We start from the raw sequence: 20484 nt of genomic DNA on the forward strand, positions 1-20484 counted from the left end.
CTCGAGCGGCGCCCGGATCCACCCATCGAGATGATCACGAGAAACCTGGACTAAGGTCTGCATCCATGGCGAACGCCGCTGCACATACGGGGCATCACGACGCCCACGACCACCACATGCCCTCTTTCTTCTCCCGCTGGTTCCTGTCGACGAACCATAAGGACATCGGCACCCTCTACCTGTTGTTCGCATTCTGCGCGGGCATCATGGGTGCGTTCCTCTCCTTCGGCATCCGCATGGAGATGGAAGAGCCCGGCCTCCAGTACTTCGCCAATCCCGGCACCTACAACGTGTTCGTGACCGGCCACGGCCTCATCATGGTGTTCTTCATGGTGATGCCCGCCCTGATCGGCGGCTTCGGCAACTGGTTCGTACCCCTCATGATCGGCGCGCCCGACATGGCGTTCCCGCGCATGAACAATGTCTCGTTCTGGCTCACGGTCGCGGGCTTCTTCAGCCTCGTCTGTTCGCTGTTCGTGGAAGGCGCCCCCGGCTCCTCCGGCGCCGGCACCGGCTGGACCGTCTACCCGCCCCTGTCGAGCTCCGGCCACCCGGGACCGGCCGTGGATTTCGCGATCTTCGCCCTTCACCTTTCCGGCGCCGGCTCGATCCTCGGCGCAATCAACTTCATCACCACCATCCTGAACATGCGCGCGCCGGGCATGACCCTGCACAAGATGCCACTGTTCGCCTGGTCGATGCTCGTGACCGCGTTCCTACTCCTCCTGTCGCTGCCGGTGCTCGCCGGTGCGATCACGATGCTCCTTACCGACCGCAACTTCGGCACGACCTTCTTCGACCCGGCCGGCGGCGGCGATCCGGTGCTCTACCAGCACCTGTTCTGGTTCTTCGGTCACCCCGAAGTCTACATCATGATCCTGCCGGCCTTCGGCATCGTCTCGCACATCATCTCGACCTTCTCGCGCAAGCCCGTCTTCGGCTACCTTGCCATGGCCTACGCCATGGTTGCCATCGGCGTCGTCGGCTTCGTCGTGTGGGCGCACCACATGTACACCGTCGGCCTGTCGCTTCAGACGCAGTCCTACTTCGTCTTCGCTACGATGGTCATCGCGGTGCCCACGGGGGTGAAAATCTTCTCCTGGATCGCGACGATGTGGGGTGGTTCGATCCGCTTCACCGCTGCCATGCACTGGGCGGTCGGCTTCATCTTCCTGTTCACGGTCGGCGGCGTCACCGGCGTGGTCCTCGCGAACTCAGCGGTCGATAAGTACCTGCACGACACCTACTACGTCGTGGCGCACTTCCACTACGTGCTCTCGCTCGGTGCGGTGTTCATCATCTTCGCCGGCGTCTACTACTGGTTCCCGAAGATGACCGGTCACATCATCCCCGAATGGGCCGGCAAGCTGCACTTCTGGCTCGCCTTCATCGGGGCGAACGTCCTGTTCTTCCCGATGCACTTCCTCGGCCTCGCCGGCATGCCGCGCCGCTACGCCGACTACCCGGAGGCCTTCGCAGGCTGGCACAAGGTCTCCACCTGGGGTGGACACATCTTCGCTCTCGGCATGGTGGTGTTCTTCATCGGCGTCGTCCTGGCCTTCCGCTCCAGCCGGCGCGCCGCAGATAATCCGTGGGGTGAGGGTGCGACGACACTGGAGTGGACCCTGTCCTCTCCCCCGCCCTTCCATCAGTTCGAGACCCTGCCCCGGATCATCGACGAGCCGGGCCACCACTGAAGCTGCTTTAAGCTTCGAGGATTGCGAGGACCGCGCGAGCGGTCCTCGCTCTTTCCAGGAGGCCCCGGTCAAGCTCTCGGAGTTCGCTCTGCGTGTTTGCCCGAGGCCTCCCGCAAAGGGCGGCGCCAAGCGGCGCGATCCGAAGCCCCACCAAACACAAAACCGTATCGGGACCCCATGACGAGCCTGTCGAACAGCCTATCCGCTGGCGCCGAGCCGCAAGTTCTGTCGCCGGTCGGCGGCGAGGTGTCGGACTTCTTCGCCCTGCTGAAGCCGCGGGTGATGGTACTGGTCATCTTCACCGCCCTCGTCGGCATGCTGGTCTCGAACGTCCATATTCAACCGGTCGTCGGCTCCATCTCGCTACTGATGATCGCCGTAGGCGCAGGCGCCTCAGGCTGCCTGAACATGTGGTGGGATGCCGACATCGACGCCGTGATGACCCGGACCGCCAAGCGTCCGATCCCGGATGGTCGTATCCGCCCGGATGAGGCGCTGGCCTTCGGCATCGTCCTGTCGGTGGGCTCGGTGCTCGTCCTTGGCCTTGCCTCCAACTGGCTGGCCGCCGGACTCCTCGCCTTCACGATCGTCTTCTACGCCGTCGTCTATTCGATGTGGCTCAAGCGCGCGACGCCGCAGAACATCGTCATCGGCGGCGCCGCCGGCGCCCTCCCCCCGATGGTCGGCCAAGCGGCCGTCACCGGAACCGTCGGCGTCGAGTCGTTGGTGTTGTTCATGATCATTTTCATCTGGACGCCCCCGCATTTCTGGGCCCTGGCCCTCATCAAGTCCGCCGACTATGCCAAAGCGGGCATCCCGATGATGCCGAACGTTGCCGGGCCGGATTCAACTCGTCGCCAGATCATCGCCTACTCGATCCTGCTCTTCCCCCTGGGCCTCGCGCCCGTCGCCCTTGGTTTCGGTGGGTGGCTCTACGCGGTCACTGCGTTGCTGGGCGGTCTCGGGATGCTGGCCTTCAGCGTCCACGTGTTTCGCAATCGTGAGGGCGAGCCGGAGCGCAAGGCGGCGATGGGCATGTTCGGGTTCTCGATTCTGCACCTCTTCCTGATGTTTGCGGCCTTGCTCGCCGAGCAGAGCCTCGGCCTTTTCCGCGCGGTGAACCTGTGAGCGATCGCCCCGGCCCGCCGGGGACGCCCCGCCCGCTGACGCCCGAGGAGTCGCAGCGCCGGCGCAAGCGCTCCATCGCCATCGCGGCGGTCCTGTTCGCCCTGGTGACCATCTTTTATGTGCTCACGATCGCGAAGCTCGGGCCGCAGGTCCTTAACCGTCCGATCTGATCGCGCCGGACAACGGAGTACGCTTCTGATGGCCGACCCCAGACATGCGCCACCGCGTGAAACCGGCCGCAAGGCCGGCGTGACGGCCTTGGCCTGCGCAGGCCTCGCCTTCGGGATGATCGGCCTCGCCTTCGCGTCGGTGCCGCTCTACGACATGTTCTGCAAGGCGACCGGCTACGACGGGACGCCGCGTACGGGCCGGGCCCCGACCGCTGCGGCGATCGACGACAGCATGGTGGTCCACTTCGACACCAATGTGTCGTCGGCCCTGCCCTGGCGCTTCCAGGCCGAGTCGCCGAAGGTTGAGGCCCGGCTCGGCGAGACCAAGACCGTCTTTTTCCGCGTGAAGAACACCGGCAGCACGCCTTCCACCGGCATAGCGACCTTCAACGTTCAGCCGGGTCTGATGGGCAGCTTCTTCGTCAAGGTGCAGTGCTTCTGCTTCAACGAGCAGACCCTGCAGCCAGGCGAGACGATGGATTTCCCGGTGGTGTTCTACATCGACCCCGAGGTCCGCAAGGACTCGAACACCGCACATCTGTCGGAGATGACGCTCTCCTATACCTACTTCGCTTCGAAGAACGGGCAGCCCACGGCCGCGCTTGCGACAACGGGCGGCACGGGGACGAAGTCGAATTTTTGACGACGCAAGCGTGACAACAGCGCGCGACCCTGGGTAAGGGTTTGCCACAACAATCCGGGGCAACCCGGTCAGGACGATGCATTCAGTGGATCGAGGGCCGGTGACGGTCCGGAGGTCGGGGGTAGGAGAAGAGTTCAATGGCCGAGGCGCACGCCAAAAATCACGACTTCCACATTCTGGCCCCGAGTCCCTGGCCGCTGATCGGCGCGTTCTCGGGCTTCCTGATGGCATTCGGCGCCGTGTTCTGGATGAAGAGCCTTCAGATTGGCACCCTGACCCCGGGCCCCTACATCTTCGGCGCAGGAACGCTCGGCGTTCTCTACACCATGTTTGCCTGGTGGAAGGACGTCGTGCACGAGGCCAACACGGGCGATCACACCCGTGTCGTGCAGCTGCACCACCGCTACGGTATGATCATGTTCATCGCCTCCGAGGTGATGTTCTTCGTCGCGTGGTTCTGGGCCTATTTTGAAGCGGCGCTCTACACCGCCGATCCGATCCAGGCCTCGCGCGTCGACTTCACGGGCGGCACCTGGCCGCCGAAGGGCATCGAGGCGTTCGACCCGTGGCATCTGCCCCTTCTCAATACCCTGATCCTGCTCACCTCCGGTACGACGATCACCTGGGCCCACCACGCATTGCTGCATGATGATCGGAAGGGCCTGAAGTACGGCCTCTGGCTGACGATCATCCTGGGCGTTCTGTTCTCCGCTTGCCAAGCCTACGAGTACGCACACGCCCATTTCGGCTTCTCCGGCAGCATTTACTCGTCAACCTTCTTCATGGCGACGGGCTTCCACGGCTTCCACGTCATCATCGGCACGATCTTCCTCGCGATCTGCCTCTACCGCGCCTATCTCGGTCAGTTCACCACCCGACAGCATCTCGGCTTCGAATTCGCTGCCTGGTACTGGCACTTCGTCGACGTGGTCTGGCTGTTCCTGTTCGCCTCGATCTACGTCTGGGGCGCCGGCGTCGGTCACGCGGCTCATTGAGCCCGGCTTGCACCGCATGCCAGTGTTGAAGAGGGCGGCGCGAGCCGCCCTTTTTCATGCTCGTGCCTGAAGCGCGCACCTTCCATGCCCATATGGATTGATACGGCGCAGCGCCGTACGAGGAGTTCTCCATCTTGGACGCATCGCGGCCGAAGCCTTCCCCCGTCTCCGCCGGCTTGCGCGGCCGTTGTCCCCGTTGTGGCGAGGGTCATATGTTCGACGGATTCCTCACATTCCGCCCATCCTGCGAGGTCTGCGACCTTGACTACGGCAGTTTCAATTCCGGAGACGGCCCTGCTTTCTTCGTCATGTCGATCGTCGGCATCATCGTCGTCGGGCTGGCTCTCTGGATGGAGATCACCTACGAGCCGCCGATCTGGGTTCACGCCCTAGTGGCCGGCACCCTGTCGATCGGCCTCAGCCTTCTCCTGGTGCGGCCACTAAAGGGCGTCCTCGCGGCCCTGCAATTCACCAACAAGGCCGAGCAAGGACGCTTCCGTTAACCATGGCTTCGCCCCTCCGTCCCGGCGCTTGGCGCAGCATTTTGATGCCTAGCCTCGTTTCACTGATCTGCCTCGCGATTCTTCTCGGCCTCGGAGTCTGGCAGCTCGCGCGCAAGGGCGAGAAGGAAGCCCTAATCACGCGCATTCTGGCGCGATCGAAGGTCGAGCCGCCAACCGCGCTTCCATTGCCGCAGGGTTGGGATCCAGCCCGGGACGAGTTCCGGCGTGTCCGGATCACCGGCCGGTTTCGGCACGAAGCCGAGACGCTGGTCCACGGTCTCGCCGCGGGCGAGGTTCCGGGGCGAGCTCTTCAGGGCTATTACCTCCTGACGCCCTTCCTGCTCGAGGATGGTGGCACCATCCTTATCAACCGCGGCTTCGTGCCCACCGAGTTGAAGACGCCCGCAAACCGCGCGGCCGGGCAGGTCGAGGGCGTCACCACCGTCACCGGCATACTCCGGGGGTCCGAACCACGAACGATGTTCGTGCCAGCGCCGGACCCGGCACGGAACGAATGGTTTAACCGCGACATCGCCGGCATTAGCGCTTCACGCAGCCTACCCGATCCCCGGCCCTACCTCGTCGAGGCGGATGCGACGCCGAACCCGGGCGGCTGGCCGAAGGGTGGTCAGCTCCGGGTCGATCTGCCGAACAACCACTTGCAATACGCCTTCACGTGGTTCGGGATCGCGGCGTGCCTCGTCGGCGTGTTCGGGGTCTTCGCTTGGCGCCGGCTCCACGAGGATCAGCCCCCCGCGCAATAGTGACGCGTGCGGCCGAAAACTTGCTTCGTCCGCGCATGTGTTCCAGCTTATCTTCGAACGTGCGGTTACGTTACGGAGTGGGCCCCATGCGCACCATCCTCCTGATCCTGATAACGATGTGGATTCCTTCGACAGCCTTCGCGGTGGACGCAGCCGCCCGGGATGCCGCGAAGGCCACGGTGGAACGCCAGATCGAAGCATTCCGTCGAGACGATGCGGCTACGGCCTACGCCCAGGCCGCGCCCGCGATCCAGGGACTCTTTCCCTCTCCCGAGACCTTCATCGCAATGGTCCGACAGGGCTACGGCGCCGTCTACCGAAATCGGCGCTACAGCGTGGATCGCATCGAGGATGCCGGGGACGACGGCGTGGCCCTCGGCGTCACCTTGCAGGATGAGGACGGGGCCGATTGGGCTGCTCTCTACAGCCTGGAGAAGCAGCCGGACGGCGCTTGGCGGATCACGGGATGCCGCCTGACGAGGGCCCCGGGCAGCAACGCCTGACGACGTCCAAGACTTTCGACACGCCCGCCGACATCGTGTAGACGGAGCGCCTTCCTGGAGGCCCCCTTGCTTCACGTCTCGACCCGCGGCGCCGCGGCGCCCCTCAGCTTTTCCGACGCCCTTCTCGCCGGCCTTGCGCGCGACGGCGGGCTCTACGTGCCCGAAAGCTGGCCGCAGATCACCAGACCGGCGATCGCCGGTCTAGCAGGCCTGCGCTATGCCGATGCCGCCAAGACCGTTCTACGCCCGCTCATCGACGGGGAGATCGCGGACGTGGACCTCGATCGCATGATCGAGGAGGCCTACGCCACCTTCCGTCACCCGGCGGTCTGCCCCCTTACCCAGCTCGACGACAACCTGTTCCTGCTGGAACTCTTCCACGGCCCGACGCTCGCGTTCAAGGACGTGGCGATGCAACTCCTTGGGCGCCTGATGGACCATGTCCTGCGCGCCCGCGATGCAAGGGCTACCATCGTGGGCGCGACGTCGGGCGATACCGGCAGCGCCGCGGTGGAGGCCTTTCGCGGTCTCGATCAGGTCGACATCTTCATCCTGTTCCCAGAAGGGCGCGTGTCCGAAGTCCAGCGCCGGCAGATGACGTCGGTGGGGGCACACAACGTTCACGCCATCGCCATCGACGGCAACTTCGACGATTGTCAGAACATCGTCAAAGCCCTGTTTCAGCACGCTGATTTCGCCGACGACGTTCGGCTCTCGGGCGTCAATTCAATCAATTGGGCCCGGGTCGCCGCGCAGGCGGTCTACTACTTCACCTCGGCCGTGGCCCTGGGCGCCCCCCATCGGCCGATCTCCTTCGCAGTTCCAACCGGAAATTTCGGAGACATTCTCGCCGGCTGGGTCGCCAAGCGCATGGGACTGCCGATCGAGCGCCTGATGATCGGAACCAATGCCAACGACATCCTGACCCGGACACTCGAGTATGGTGCTTACGAGGTCCGCGGCGTGCAGCCGACCACCTCGCCCTCGATGGACATCCAGATCTCGTCGAACTTCGAGCGCCTGCTGTTCGAAGCTCTGGGGCGCGATTCCACGAGCCTCGGCCGGCTGATGGCCGGGCTGAAGCAGTCGGGTGGCTTTCACCTCGATCCGTCGGTTCTCAAGACCGTGCGCAGCGAGTTCGACGCCACCGCCGTCGCCGAGCCGGAAGTCATGGCTGAGATCGCCCGCACCCATGCGGAGACCGGACACGTCATCGATCCCCACAGCGCCATCGGTGTGCATGCGGCACGCAAGCTCTTGCGCCAGGATCCGCACACGCCGGTCGTCGCGCTCGCCACCGCGCACGCCGCCAAGTTCCCCGACGCCGTCGCGAAGGCGATCGGCGGGCGGCGTCCTGAGCTTCCGCCGCACCTCGCCGACTTGATGGACCGTAAGGAGACCTTTTCGCGCGTTGCCAACGATCAGGCGGCGGTTGAGACCTTCATCCGCGAGCGCGCCCGTATCACCAAGGGAGCGTAACGGCTCATGAACCAGCATTTCGCCACGCACGGTGCATCGCCCGATCTCAAGATCACCAAGCTCGACAATGGGGTCACCGTCGTCACCGAGGCGATGCCGGGCGTCGCGACGGCGACGCTCGGCGTCTGGGTCGGTGCCGGCTCGCGTCATGAGCGCACCGACGAGGGCGGTCTGAGCCACCTCATCGAACATATGGCCTTCAAGGGCACCAAGACCCGGTCCGCTCGCCGCATCGCCGAGGATATCGAGAATGTTGGCGGCGACATCAACGCCGCGACGAGTGCCGAGGGAACGAGTTACACCGCACGCGTGCTTGGCGAGGATGCGAGCGTCGCCCTCGACGTGATCGGAGACATCCTCACGGGTTCGGTCTTCGATGCCGGCGAGCTTGCCCGCGAGAAGAGCGTGATCTTGCAGGAATATGCGGCGATCGAGGATACGCCAGACGACGTCGTCTACGAGGCCTTCACCGAGGCGGCATTTCCGAACCAGCCAATGGGCCGTCCGATCATCGGCACGCCCGAGACGATCAACAGCTTCGACCGAGACGCGATCGAAGCCTACATCGCCCGGGAATACACGCCCGATCGCATCGTCCTGGCTGCCGCGGGCGCCATCGGACATGACCAGATCGTCGAATCGGCATCGCGCTATTTCGGCCACTTGAAGCCGATGCAGGCGCCCGAGACGGTTCCGGGGATCTATCGCGGCGGCGAGAAGCGGCTGCCGAAGAAACTCGAGCAGGCCAACGTAGTCCTCGGCCTGCCAGGCCTGTCGTTTCGCGACGACGATTACTACGCGCTCCACATCTTCGCGCAGGTGCTGGGCGGCGGCCTGACCTCGCGGCTGTGGCACGAGGTGCGCGAGACGCGTGGCCTTGCCTACGAAATCCAGTCCTTCCATTGGGCATTCTACGATTGCGGCCTGTTCGGCATTGGTGCCGGCACATCCGGGGGTGACCTCGCCGAGCTGATGGACGTGACGCTGGACGCAACGATCCGCGCCGCGGCGGATGCCGACACGATCGAAGTCGCTCGGGCAAAGGCGCAGCTCAAGGTCGCGCTGCTCTCCGCCCTGGAGACGCCCGGCGGCCGGATCGAGCGCAATGCCCGACAGATCCTGGCCTGGGGCCGCGTCATCCCGGCCAGCGAGGTGATCGCCAAGGTGGATGCCGTGACGGTCGACGACGTCCGCCAGGCTGGTCGGCGCCTGCTGAAGGGCGCTCCGACCCTGGCCGCCATCGGTCCGATCAAGAAGCTTCCGACCCTCGATCGCATCGCGGCGGCGCTGCAGGCGGCATGAGCTTGGCCGACGCGGCTTGTTTTGGCCGCAAAGGCAGGCGATCGAAATTCATCGGCGCCACGGTTCACAAACGGTGAACGCCGTCGCGCAAGGCGACCGTTCGCCTTGCTCGTCGAGGCCCCCACCGATACGACTGGATGCACAGCTGAGCCGTCTCCCGTCGCCTGTTTCCATCGATCATGCCTCGCCCGGCCGGAACACTCGCCCGTTGCGTAGATTCGCCCCCGTCCTGGCCGCCCTCGCTGCGGCACTGCTCAGTGCCCTGATCGTCGGAGGACCGGCGCAGGCCGTCGAGGCGGTCCGCGTCAGTCTCGACGCGCCCGTCATCGATCTCACGCCGATGATCGAACGTTATCGCTCCGATGGCGACCTGATCCAGATCTCCACCGCCCCGGGGAAGGACGGGATCGTCCGCCGCATCGTGGTGAAGGCCCGTGAGACCGGCGCCCGTCCCGACTGGATGGTGTTCGCCCTCACCAACGACACCGACGAGCAGGTGGACCGGGTCCTCGTCGCCCCGCATTTCCGCCTCGTGGGCTCGGGTGTTGTCTGGCCGGATCTCGGAGGCTCGCGCATCGCCGCCATCACGGCGAGCCAGGGTATTCGACCGGAGCGCGACGAGAACCCGGAAGCCGATCAGTTCGTCATCACCCTCGATCCCGGGGCGACCGTAACCTATGTGGCCGAGTTGCGAGGGCCGAACATCCCGCAAGTGTACCTCTGGGATCAGGAAGCTTACCGCAAGAAGGCCAACGGCCTGACCCTGTACAAGGGTATCATCATCGGCATTGCGGGTCTCCTCGCCCTGTTCCTGACGATTATCTTCGTCGTGAAGGGCGCGATCATCTTTCCCGCCGCCGCGTCCCTGGCTTGGGCCGTGCTGGCCTATGCCTCAATTGATTTCGGCTTCCTGCAGCGTGTGTTTCCCATCACCGAAGTTGCCGAGCGTGTCTATCGCGCCTCGACGGAGGCGGTTCTCGGCGCGACGCTCCTGGTCTTCCTGTTTGCCTATCTCAACCTCAGCCGGTGGCACGTGCGCTACAGCCACGTGGCGATCATCTGGCTCCTGTTCCTGGCGTGCCTGGTGGGCCTCGCGGTGTTCGATCCGCCCGTGGCGGCCGGCGTCGCCCGCATCTCCATCGCGGCGGTGGCCGGCGTCGGCCTGCTGCTGATCGTCTATCTCGCGGCGCATAACGGATATGACCGCGCCATCCTGCTGGTGCCCACCTGGTGCCTGCTTCTCGTCTGGGTGGTGGCTGCCGGGTTCGCGATCACGGGGCAGATCAGCAGCGATCTGGTGCAGCCCGCCCTCATCGGCGGGCTCGTGCTGATCGTCATGCTGATCGGTTTTACCGTGATGCAGCACGCCTTCGCGGGCGGTGGCCTGACCCATGCTCTCGTCTCCGACACAGAGCGGCGCGCATTGGCCCTCACGGGCGCAGGGGACGTGGTGTTCGACTGGGACGTACCGGGTGACCGGGTCTTCGCCGGTCAGGAGATTGAGGGACAGCTCGGTCTGAAACGCGGTGCCCTCGAAGGCCCGGCGGCCAACTGGCTCAACCTGGTCCACCCCTTCGACGTCGAGCGCTACTCGGCGGCCCTCGACACGGTCATCGAGGAGCGCCGTGGCCGCATCGTGCACGACTTCCGCCTGCGCTCCACTGCCGGCCCGTACTATTGGTATCGCCTGAAGGCGCGACCTGTGATCGGTTCCGACGGAGAGGTGATCCGGGTCGTCGGCACGATCAGCGATGTCACTGAGGTGAAGACGGCGGAGGAACGCCTCCTTCACGATGCAGTGCATGACAGTCTGACAGGCCTGCCGAACCGCGAACTCTTCTACGACCGCCTCGATGCAGGACTGGCGTTCGCCAGCCAGGATCCCCGACTTCGGCCGACGACGATCGTCCTCGACATCGACCGGTTCAAGGCCATCAACGACGCCATCGGTCTGTCGGCCGGTGACTCGATCCTGCTGACGCTGTCGCGCAGGCTCGGACGCCTCCTCCGACCGCAGGATACCCTGGCGCGCGTGGCTGGCGATGAGTTCGCCCTGATCCTGATCTCGGAGCGGGAGCCGGACCGCATCCTCGCCTTCGCGGAAATGATCCGCAAAGCGATCGCGACGCCGATCACCTATGCGGATCGCGAAATTTTCCTGACGGTCTCTGTTGGTCTCGCCCTCTACGAGGGTGGGGCGAACCTGAAAAGGGAAGAGGTGTTCAAGAACGCCGAAATGGCGATGATCCAGGCCAAGCGCGGCGGTGGGGATCGCACGGAGGTGTTCCGTGCCACCATGCGCAACGAGCGTGGCGACCGCATGATGCTGGAGGCTGATCTGCGCCGGGCGCTGGATCGCAACGAGATGAAGGTGTTGTTCCAGCCGATCGTCCGCCTGGAGGACCGCACCGTCGCCGGCTTCGAGACCCTCCTGCGCTGGGACCATCCGAAGCTCGGCCGTATCGGTCCCGCGACCTTCCTGCCGATCGCGGAAGAGAGCGGCTTCATCGTCAATCTGGGTATCTTCGCCCTGGAGCGGACCGCCCTCGAGCTGGCGGCCTGGCAGCGCTCCCTCGACGTGGAACCGCCGATCTTCGCTTCCGTCAACATCTCCTCGCGGCAGCTCCTGCGCCACGATCTCCTGCATGACGTGAAGACGATCCTGGCCCGATCCGGCGTCATCCCCGGCTCACTGAAGCTGGAGATGACCGAGAGCCTGGTCATGGAGAATCCGGAATACGCAGCGCAGATGCTTCACCGCATCCACGACCTTGGCGCGGGCCTGTCCCTGGACGATTTCGGGACCGGCTACTCGGCCCTCTCCTACCTTCAGCGCTTCCCCTTCGACACGATCAAGATCGATCAGTCCTTCGTACGCCAGATCGCGACGGGCCAGACCGCCATTCTGCGATCGATCGTCAAGATGGCTCAGGAACTCGGACTGTCAATCATCGCCGAGGGCGCCGAGTCGGAAGTCGACACCCAAATTCTTTTCGAATTGGGCTGTGAATATGCTCAGGGTTTCGCCTTCGGCGAACCGATGTCGATGCTTCAAGCTCGGCAGTTGCTTGGTGCGGCGCCTGAAGCTGCCTGAGTGAAATCAGGCAGACGCGGGCAAACCAACGCATCGGGTTAAACCTCCCTTAACCATGATCCGGCATCCTCAGCTTCGAGTTGATGTGCGGGCGGCAAGGTGCGACGCGCCGGCCGAGGGAGATGGGGTCATGGCGCAGGCTGCGTTGCGAATCGTGGACGACGAGATCGACACCGGCCTCGTCCGACGCTTGATGGCGCGCCCACTTCGCGCGGTGCCCGACGTCGCGGCACCCCCCGAGGCCCCGGCTTCCGCACCGGTCGCGATCGCGACGACGGTTACAGCCGCGGCAGGTGAGGTATCGCGGCTCAAGGCCGAGGTCATGGTTATGAAAGCCGTGCTTGGGGCCGAGCGTCGCGAGGCCGAACGGCTCCGCGCCTGCATCAGCCGGATCGACGGCGCCGAGCCGCTGTCAGCCGAGGCACAGGCGGTCCGTGACCGTTGGGCCGCCCTCGTCGATCATCTGCTCAACGAACCGCGCTGAGGCGAGGGTTCGCCCGGCGAGCCTTATGCGACGCGCCCACCCCATTCCCCGCACCTGAAGGACGACCATGAGCGCCCGCTGCTCGCTCGTCGTCAACGGCAAGTCCGTGCGCGTTTGCACCGGCGACACCCCGCTGGAAGCCGCTCTCGCCGATGGGATGATCGCTGCCACCCCCGGAGCCGGTGGCCAGGGCATCGGCCCTGCCCCACGTCGGGCTCAAACTCGCGCGCATCGCGGTGAGGCCATCAAGCTCTCACTACCTCGCGCGGCTACCATAGAGCCGCCCGCTCGCCTCGTGCTGCCGAGCCGGCCTACCGCCGTACAGAAGCGGACCGGTACGGTCACCGAGATCACCGCCCTCGGTTCGCATACCTTTCAGGTCGTCGTCACGATCACCCGTCGGCTCGCCCTGGAGCCGGGTCACGGGGTCGACGTCACCTTCGAGAATTTCGCGCCCGTCACCTTGAGCCCAACGCTGCGTGTCGACGGATCGGCCGAGCTCAACGAACTGGTGTTCCATCTGCGGCAGGATCGCGACGGATTCGGTCTTGGGCACGAATTGGTAGACGCTCTCGCTTGCGACCACCCGGTGAAGGTGAAAGGCCCTGTCGGCCGCGGCTACTACCGCGCCGGGGGCGGACGCCTCGTTCTTGTTGCGTCAGAGACCGGCTTCGCACCAATCTGGTCCATCGCCCATGCAGCGCGCTACATCGAACCGGCCCGCGAAATCATCCTGGTGGTGGGTGCGCGCAATCCCCTCGATCTCTACATGCGACCGGCCCTGGATTGGCTGCGCGCGACCGGCGTGACCCGAATCGTCACCGTATCGGATCGTGCCCGCCAGCGCCCGCCCGAAGTTCGTCCCGGTCCCCTCACCGCTCACCTGCCGTCGCTGCGCAGCACAGATGTGGTTCACGTTGCCGGGGACGCCTCGACGGTCGGGGCCGTCGAGGTGCTCGCTGCGACGACCGGTGCCCGGTGCCATCCGATCCTGATCGACGCCGGCATCTGACCCGGTATTCGTCCACGCTGAGGCGATCGAACGAAATGAGCTGCATACCCCGGGAATGCAGCTCATTTGTTTTCCAAGATTGCGGCCGTGACCTGCCCGGTTCCCATCTTGAGAACCGGGCAGACCGGGCGGATCAGCCGAGCCGAACCCGCCAGATTTCCTCGGCATATTCCCGCATGGAACGATCGGAGGAGAACCACGCCATCCGGGCTGTGTTGAGGATGGCCGTCCGCCACCAGGTCTTCGGATCGCTCCAAGCCCGATCCACCGAGCGTTGCACGCGCCAGTAATCGTCGAAGTCGACGGTGAGAAGATAACGGTCGTTGTGGCGCAGGTCGTCGACGATCGGTCGGAAGCGGTCCGGCTTTTCGGGCGAAAAGCCTCCAGCCTCGATGAGGTCGAGAGCGGCTTTCAGGCGGGGCGAAGCGGCGATGGCGACCTCGGCGTAGTTCGGCTCGGCCATCCGCGCCTGCACTCCGGCCGCATCCAGGCCGAAGATGAAGATGTTGTCCGCGCCGACATGGTCACGGATCTCAATATTGGCACCATCAAGAGTGCCGATGGTCAGCGCGCCGTTGAGGGCGAGCTTCATGTTCCCGGTGCCGGAGGCCTCCATGCCGGCTGTGGAGATCTGCTCGGAGAGGTCAGCGGCGGGGATGATCGCCTCCGCCAAGCTGACCGAGTAGTTCGGCAGGAAGACCACCTTCAGGCGGCCCGCCACGTCCGGATCGGCGTTGACCACCTTGGCGACGTCGCAGGCGAGTTTGATGATGAGCTTGGCCTGGACGTAGCTTGGCGCCGCCTTGCCGCCAAAAATCTTCACGCGTGGCGTCCAAGCGGCCTTCGGATCAGCCTTGATTGCCTGATACAGGGCAACGGTCTCGATCACGTTGAGGAGCTGGCGTTTGTATTCGTGGATGCGCTTGATCTGGACGTCGAACAGGGCAGACGGATTGACCGTGATACCGGTGCGATCGGCCACCACCTGCGCGAGAGCCGCCTTCCGCGCACGGCGCATGGCCGCGTAGCGGGACTGGAAGTTCGCGTCGGACGCGACGTCGGCCAAGCCGGCGAGCCGTTCCGGCGTATCGAGCACTTCCGGTCCGACTGCCTCGACGGCAAGGGCGGTGAGCTCAGGATTGGCGTTGTGGAGCCAGCGCCGGAAGGTGATGCCGTTGGTCTTGTTCACGATCTTGTCGGTGTCGAGGGCGTGGAGCTCCTTGAACACCGTCGAGCGCATCAGATCGGTATGCAGGGCGGAAACGCCGTTGACCCTGCGCGCGCCCAGGAAAGCGAGATGGCCCATGCGGACCCGCTTGCCGTGGGTCTCGTCGATGAGCGACACGGCGGCGAGCTTCTCGGCGGAACCCCGGCCCTGCTTGCCCTGCTCTTCGAGGTGCATCCAGTTGATCAGGTAGATGATCTGCATGTGCCGCGGTAGCACGCGCTCCATCAGCTCGACCGGCCAGGTCTCCAGCGCCTCCGGCAGGAGCGTATGGTTCGTGTAGCCGAGGGTATGCGTGGTGACGTGCCAGGCATCCTCCCAGTTGAACCCGTGATCCTCGAGAAGAAGGCGCATGAGTTCCGGCACCGCGATGGCGGGATGCGTATCGTTGAGCTGGATCGCGGCATGGTCGGGGAGCGAGCGCAGATCGCCACGCTCGGCCGCATGCCGGCGCACCAGATCCTGCAGCGACGCCGAGGTGAAGAAGTATTCCTGCCTGAGGCGCAGCTCCTGGCCCTCGGCAGACGAATCGCTCGGGTAGAGTACGCGGGAGATCGCCTCGGCACGGGCACGCCCCGCGACGGCGCCCACATGATCACCGCCATTGAACCGGGCCAGATCGACAGGCACCTGGGCCTCGGCCTTCCAGAGGCGCAGCGTATTCACATGGCGTCCCCGCCAACCGACCACCGGCACGTCATGGGCCACCGCCCGAACCGTTTCGGCCGGATGCCAATGGCGGCGAATCACGCCGTCAGAGACCGCCGACATCGTGACATGGCCACCGAAGCCGATGATGTAGGTCGCGTCGGGCCGCGGAAATTCCCACGGGTTACCCTCCGCGAGCCAGGTCTCCGGGGCTTCCTTTTGCCAACCGTCCTCCAGGGACTGCCGGAAGAGGCCGTGATCGTAGCGAATGCCATAGCCGATAGCGGGAATCGATAGGCTCGCCATGCTTTCCATAAAGCAGGCGGCGAGGCGCCCGAGGCCGCCATTGCCCAGCGCAGCATCCGGCTCCGCCGCTTCCACGTCGCCGAGCTGCACGCCAAGTTCGCGCAGGGCCGCGCGGGTGGTCTCGACGAGGCCGAGATTGTTCATGGCATCGGAGAGGAGACGACCGATGAGGAACTCCAGGGACAAGTAATAGACCCGCTTGTTCGGGATCGACCCGTCGGCATCGTGGCAAGCATCGACGACCCGGTCGCGCAGGGCGAGTGCCGTCGCGGCGAACCAGTCGCGCTCACGTGCGGTCGAAGGCGTTTTTCCGATGGCGTAGACCAGCTTGGCCAAGATGGCCTCCCGCAGGTCCGCCACCGCATCGCCGGATGCCTTGCGCACCGGTCGGGTGCGTTCTTGCGCCATCGGCGAAGGCGATCGCTGAGCCACGTCCGAGACCTCCGAGGAAACGGTGGCGTCGGAATTGTCTCGTCCGATGAGTTTGTCTTTCAGCACGTGTCAGTCCCCCTCTCGGCCGTGAAACTTGGACGCCGCTGACGAGATGACAACCCTGAAGCTATCATGCGCTCGGGCATTCCTGTTCTGCGTTCGGCCTCGTCCCCTCGTCTCGTCTCACGGACCGGTACCGTATGGGCTGCACCGGACCCGCGATCGTCCTCTGGTCTGGTGTCCGATCGTCGCGCCGGAGCCGTTTTCCCGCACTCCACCCATCCTGAGAATTCGGTACCCCTTTAGGATGCGGAGCATTGCTTGTGCGAACGTGCCCTGTGGGGCCGCCATCGAGACCACAGTCCTGCACCAGCGTTCAAACCTGCGTCACGGTGTCCGACAGTCCCAGCCAAACCGTGCGGGAATGAGACCACACCACGTTCGAATATTGTCTGAACGCCCTCCGGATCGAACGGGTCGCGCAGGGTCCCGTCTGCGGCTAGGGTCCGGCCCGGACGCGATCGGGACGCGTCGCCGGAGGATTGCATGGCGGATACGGTCTGGTGGAAGAGCGGCACCGTCTATCAGGTCTACCCGCGCTCCTTCCAGGATAGCGACGGGGATGGAATCGGGGACCTGCGCGGTATTACCCGCCGCCTCGACTACCTAGCCTGGCTCGGCGTCGACGCCGTCTGGATCTCGCCGTTCTATCCCTCTCCGATGGCGGATTTCGGTTACGACGTCGCGGATTACTGCGGCGTCGACCCGTTGTTCGGAACACTGGAGGATTTCGACGCCCTGGTGGCGGAAGCCCATTTCAGGCGGCTCAAGGTGATCCTCGATTTCGTCCCGAACCACACCTCGATTGCCCATCCGTGGTTCGCGGACAGCCGCAGCGCACGCACGAGCGCCAAGCGGGACTGGTATATCTGGCGCGATCCCGCCCCCGATGGAGGCCCGCCGAACAACTGGATCAGCAATTTCGGCGGCCCTGCCTGGACCCTCGACGAAGCGACCGGGCAATACTACTACCATGCCTTCCTGCGCGAGCAGCCGGACCTGAACTGGCGAAACCCGAGCGTTCGCGCGGCGATGCACGACGTACTTCGCTTCTGGCTTGACCGCGGCGTGGACGGCTTCCGCGTCGATGTGATCTGGCACCTGATGAAGGATGAGGGATTCCGCGACAATCCCAAGAATCCGGGGTTCAGCTCCGGACAGGCTGAGATCAATCGATTCGCCCAGGTCTACTCCGCCGATCGTCCGGAGATCTTCGATGTCATCGCCGAGATGCGGGCCGTGCTGGCGCCCTACGGGGAGCGCGTTCTGATCGGCGAGATTTACCTGCCCGTCGAGCGCCTCGTAGCCTATTACGGTGCCGATCTGGCAGGCGTCGATCTGCCCTTCAACTTCCAGCTTATCCAGACGCCCTGGAACGCCCGCTCGGTGGCCGAGCTCGTAATCGCCTACGAGAACGCCCTCCCCCCTGGCGGTTGGCCAAACTGGGTGCTCGGCAACCATGACCAGTCCAGGATCGCGGCACGGGTCGGCGCCACGCAGGCCGGCATCGCGGCGATGCTTCTGCTGACCCTGCGCGGCACGCCCACCCTTTATTACGGCGACGAGATCGGTCTCGCCCACGTGACCATTCCACCGGACCGCGTCCAGGATCTCTGGGAGCGCAACGAGCCGGGCCATGGCCGCGACCCGGAACGCACGCCGATGCAGTGGGACGACTCGTTCCACGCTGGTTTCAGTGCAGGAGAGCCCTGGCTCCCGTTGAGCCCGGATGCGGCAACCCGGAACGTCGAGTGCCAGCGCGATGATGCCCGATCGCTTCTCACCCTCTATCGCCGCCTCCTGCGCCTGCGCCGGGATCATACCGCCCTCTCGACCGGAGGATTTCGCAGCCTTCCCTCCTCAACGGCGTTCGTCTTTGCCTATGAGCGGCACGACGGTGATGCGACGCTCCGCATATTGCTGAACTTCAGTGCATCGCGGCAAACCATCATCGATACCGCCGAAGACGGTAGCACCTGGGCCATTCTCCTTTCGACGCGCCCGGACCGGCCCATTAGCCGGTCCGATGACGCTATGGTCCTCGAAGCCGATGAGGGTTTGATCCTGCTCCGGGACCCTGCCGGGGCTTACCCCCGACATCACGTCACCGTGTAAAAAGCGGGCACATTCGTCGCAAGACGAGAAAGTTCCTGAACGTGGCTTGAATTGTGCAACGCAACGGAACAATAGCCATCACGCTGCGTTCACGAGGTCGACGTCGATGCTGGGCTCTCGCTCTCCGTTCCCGCCCACCGCTCGACGCGGGAACGTATTCATGAGCGTGGCGGACCAGCAAGACCCCATCGACCTCCACCACAGCCCCAGATCCCGTCATCAACTCCAGCCCCGTATCCTCTTCGCCACGCCGGAGATGGCCGACTTCGTGAAGACGGGCGGCCTCGGGGAAGTCGCAGGCTCCCTTCCGCGGGCCCTGCGCAGGCATTACGATGTCCGCGTCGTGATTCCGGGATATCGACAGGTCATCGAGCAGTTCGATCACATTCCGGTCGTCGCACAGTTGCCGGCCCAGGCCGGCATTCCGCCCAGCGATCTCGGACTCGTGGAGACCACCGACGGGCTCAAAGTCTACGTCATCCTCAACGCAGACCTCTATCAGCGGGATGGGACGCCCTACGGCAACGCTCAGGGCGACTTCGGGGACAACGACATCCGTTTCGCCCGCCTGAGCCTCGCGGCCGCGGAAATCGCGCGCGGCATCGACCCGACTTGGGCCGCGGATCTGCTACACCTGAACGACTGGCAAGCAGCCCTTGCCCCCGCCTACCTCGCATGGAGCGGGTTGCGGGTGCCGAGCATCCTCACGGTGCACAACCTCGCCTATCAGGGCGTCTTCCCGCGTGAGGCCCTCGGGCGTCTCGGCATCCCCGAGGATGCCTTCCGGATGGATGGCGTCGAGTTCTACGGGCAGCTCTCCTTTCTCAAGGCCGGGCTCTATTACGCCTCGCACGTCACGACCGTCAGCGAGACCTACGCCCGGGAAATCATCACGCCGGAATCGGGCTGCGGCCTCGACGGCCTTCTGCGAACTCGAGCCGCGCAAGGTCGTCTCGCCGGCATCCTTAATGGCATTGACGAGAGCTGGGACTCACGCACCGACCCGCATCTCGCCGCCCGCTTCGAGATCGACGACTGGAAGGGCAAGCGCGCCAACGCCGAGACCGTCCGCCGGCAGTTCGGTCTGGCCGTGTCGCGCGGCCCCCTCTTTGCCGTTGTCTCCCGCCTCGTGCACCAGAAGGGCATCGATCTCAGCATCGGCGCGGCCGAGTCGATCGTAGCCGAGGGCGGCCAGTTGGTGGTGATCGGTCAGGGCGAGGGTCGGTTCGAGGGCGCGCTGCGCGACCTTGCCCGCCGTTACCCCTCCTCCGTCGGCGTGCATGTCGGCTTCGAGGAGCGCGATGCCCGCCGCATGTTCGCGGGGAGCGACTTTCTGCTGATGCCGTCCCGCTTCGAGCCCTGCGGCCTCGCCCAGATGTACGCCCAGCGTTTCGGGTCCCTGCCGATCGTTCACCGCACCGGCGGCCTCGCCGACACGGTCGAGGACGGCGTCACCGGCTTCACTTTCGGTGAGGCTTCCGCGCGGGGCTTCTCCGTCGCCATCCGGCGCGCTTTCGACACCTTCGCGCAAAAGAAGCGGCTGAACGCGATGCGTCGCCACGCCATGTCGCGTTCGTTCGGTTGGGATCAGGCCGCGATGAACTACGCCTCTCTCTACGCTCGTGCCTTCGGCAATACGGCCGGTCTGCGCCTGCGCGCCGCCTGATCTCGGTACGTCCACATCAATGAAACGAACACAGCCGGCGGGGACACCCGCCAGTTGTGTTCGTGTCTTGGGGGTGCCACGTCCCATCCCGAAGGGCGGGACGCGCGGCATACGCTCTTATACCAATCCTCACTGATCAGAACGCATGGGCCCATCGGCGCAGTCCGATGGACATGAGGCGCCAGGGTTGGGCGATGATCTTGTTCCAGGCATCGCAGCAGTGATCGAGGATGTCGTCGTAGGATTGGAAGATCCGGC

At 64.9% G+C, this 20484-nt stretch carries 16 protein-coding genes and 1 pseudogene; 15 read left to right on the forward strand and 2 right to left on the reverse strand.

Annotated elements, in window-relative coordinates; all coding sequences use genetic code 11:
* Positions 1-65: 65 nt before the first annotated feature.
* The 13 genes from ctaD to ASG51_RS08020 all read left to right on the forward strand — a co-directional run bounded on the left by ctaD (position 66) and on the right by ASG51_RS08020 (position 13774).
* Entirely contained in the window at positions 66-1697 is a 1632-nt protein-coding gene (gene ctaD / locus ASG51_RS07960) for a cytochrome c oxidase subunit I (protein ID WP_056350335.1), read from the forward strand.
* Between the two features lie 177 nt (positions 1698-1874).
* Complete coding sequence (locus ASG51_RS07965) at positions 1875-2825, forward strand: heme o synthase (protein WP_056217316.1); 951 nt, start codon at positions 1875-1877, stop codon at positions 2823-2825.
* Complete coding sequence (locus tag ASG51_RS24585) at positions 2822-2995, forward strand: hypothetical protein (RefSeq protein ID WP_056217313.1); 174 nt, start codon at positions 2822-2824, stop codon at positions 2993-2995. Before ASG51_RS07965 ends, ASG51_RS24585 begins: the two co-directional genes overlap by 4 nt.
* A gap of 28 nt (positions 2996-3023) precedes the next feature.
* Positions 3024-3638 carry a cytochrome c oxidase assembly protein gene (locus ASG51_RS07975; protein ID WP_056380089.1) on the forward strand — a complete coding sequence of 205 codons (615 nt, stop codon included), beginning with the start codon at positions 3024-3026 and terminating at the stop codon, positions 3636-3638.
* 137 nt (positions 3639-3775) lie between these two features.
* Entirely contained in the window at positions 3776-4633 is an 858-nt protein-coding gene (locus tag ASG51_RS07980; protein WP_056217308.1) for a cytochrome c oxidase subunit 3, read from the forward strand.
* A gap of 131 nt (positions 4634-4764) precedes the next feature.
* Positions 4765-5136, forward strand: a complete 372-nt coding sequence (locus tag ASG51_RS07985) for a DUF983 domain-containing protein (RefSeq protein WP_244472614.1) — start codon at positions 4765-4767, stop codon at positions 5134-5136.
* Between the two features lie 2 nt (positions 5137-5138).
* Positions 5139-5900, forward strand: a complete 762-nt coding sequence (locus ASG51_RS07990; protein WP_056380092.1) for an SURF1 family protein — start codon at positions 5139-5141, stop codon at positions 5898-5900.
* Between the two features lie 86 nt (positions 5901-5986).
* Complete coding sequence (locus ASG51_RS07995) at positions 5987-6403, forward strand: DUF4864 domain-containing protein (protein WP_056380094.1); 417 nt, start codon at positions 5987-5989, stop codon at positions 6401-6403.
* Positions 6404-6469: 66 nt separating this feature from the next.
* Positions 6470-7882: a threonine synthase gene (thrC, locus tag ASG51_RS08000; RefSeq protein WP_056380096.1), complete on the forward strand. Its 1413-nt coding sequence runs from the start codon at positions 6470-6472 to the stop codon at positions 7880-7882.
* A 6-nt stretch (positions 7883-7888) separates the two neighbouring features.
* On the forward strand, positions 7889-9184 hold the full coding sequence (locus ASG51_RS08005) for a pitrilysin family protein (protein ID WP_056380098.1): 1296 nt from the start codon (positions 7889-7891) through the stop codon (positions 9182-9184).
* Between the two features lie 229 nt (positions 9185-9413).
* Entirely contained in the window at positions 9414-12278 is a 2865-nt protein-coding gene (locus tag ASG51_RS08010) for an EAL domain-containing protein (protein ID WP_244480092.1), read from the forward strand.
* 130 nt (positions 12279-12408) lie between these two features.
* Complete coding sequence (locus tag ASG51_RS08015) at positions 12409-12762, forward strand: hypothetical protein (protein ID WP_056380101.1); 354 nt, start codon at positions 12409-12411, stop codon at positions 12760-12762.
* Between the two features lie 67 nt (positions 12763-12829).
* Complete coding sequence (locus tag ASG51_RS08020) at positions 12830-13774, forward strand: ferredoxin--NAD(+) reductase (RefSeq protein ID WP_056380103.1); 945 nt, start codon at positions 12830-12832, stop codon at positions 13772-13774.
* 133 nt (positions 13775-13907) lie between these two features.
* On the opposite strand, the gene ASG51_RS08025 is transcribed toward ASG51_RS08020, so the two are convergent.
* A complete protein-coding gene (locus ASG51_RS08025; protein WP_082513921.1) occupies positions 13908-16361 on the reverse strand; it encodes a glycogen/starch/alpha-glucan phosphorylase in 2454 nt (817 codons plus the stop codon).
* 570 nt (positions 16362-16931) lie between these two features.
* Between ASG51_RS08025 and ASG51_RS08030 the strand changes: the two genes are divergently transcribed.
* On the forward strand, positions 16932-18560 hold the full coding sequence (locus tag ASG51_RS08030) for an alpha-amylase family glycosyl hydrolase (protein ID WP_056380105.1): 1629 nt from the start codon (positions 16932-16934) through the stop codon (positions 18558-18560).
* 160 nt (positions 18561-18720) lie between these two features.
* Positions 18721-20226, forward strand: a complete 1506-nt coding sequence (glgA, locus tag ASG51_RS08035) for a glycogen synthase GlgA (protein WP_056380107.1) — start codon at positions 18721-18723, stop codon at positions 20224-20226.
* 136 nt (positions 20227-20362) lie between these two features.
* Here glgA and ASG51_RS23975 read toward each other — a convergent pair.
* Positions 20363-20484, reverse strand: a pseudogene (locus tag ASG51_RS23975) (IS630 family transposase); the annotation flags it as partial.

This window comes from Methylobacterium sp. Leaf465, assembly GCF_001424705.1.
GTDB lineage: Bacteria > Pseudomonadota > Alphaproteobacteria > Rhizobiales > Beijerinckiaceae > Methylobacterium.

Excerpts from the sequence above, each read along its gene's own strand:
- ctaD (WP_056350335.1), top strand. The coding sequence starts at position 66 with ATGGCGAACGCCGCTGCACATACGGGGCATCACGACGCCCACGACCAC.
- ASG51_RS07965 (WP_056217316.1), top strand. The coding sequence starts at position 1,875 with ATGACGAGCCTGTCGAACAGCCTATCCGCTGGCGCCGAGCCGCAAGTT.
- ASG51_RS07975 (WP_056380089.1), top strand. The coding sequence starts at position 3,024 with ATGGCCGACCCCAGACATGCGCCACCGCGTGAAACCGGCCGCAAGGCC.
- ASG51_RS07980 (WP_056217308.1), top strand. The coding sequence starts at position 3,776 with ATGGCCGAGGCGCACGCCAAAAATCACGACTTCCACATTCTGGCCCCG.
- ASG51_RS07990 (WP_056380092.1), top strand. The coding sequence starts at position 5,139 with ATGGCTTCGCCCCTCCGTCCCGGCGCTTGGCGCAGCATTTTGATGCCT.
- ASG51_RS07995 (WP_056380094.1), top strand. The coding sequence starts at position 5,987 with ATGCGCACCATCCTCCTGATCCTGATAACGATGTGGATTCCTTCGACA.
- ASG51_RS08005 (WP_056380098.1), top strand. The coding sequence starts at position 7,889 with ATGAACCAGCATTTCGCCACGCACGGTGCATCGCCCGATCTCAAGATC.
- ASG51_RS08015 (WP_056380101.1), top strand. The coding sequence starts at position 12,409 with ATGGCGCAGGCTGCGTTGCGAATCGTGGACGACGAGATCGACACCGGC.
- ASG51_RS08020 (WP_056380103.1), top strand. The coding sequence starts at position 12,830 with ATGAGCGCCCGCTGCTCGCTCGTCGTCAACGGCAAGTCCGTGCGCGTT.
- ASG51_RS08025 (WP_082513921.1), bottom strand. The coding sequence starts at position 16,361 with ATGGCGCAAGAACGCACCCGACCGGTGCGCAAGGCATCCGGCGATGCG.
- ASG51_RS08030 (WP_056380105.1), top strand. The coding sequence starts at position 16,932 with ATGGCGGATACGGTCTGGTGGAAGAGCGGCACCGTCTATCAGGTCTAC.
- glgA (WP_056380107.1), top strand. The coding sequence starts at position 18,721 with ATGAGCGTGGCGGACCAGCAAGACCCCATCGACCTCCACCACAGCCCC.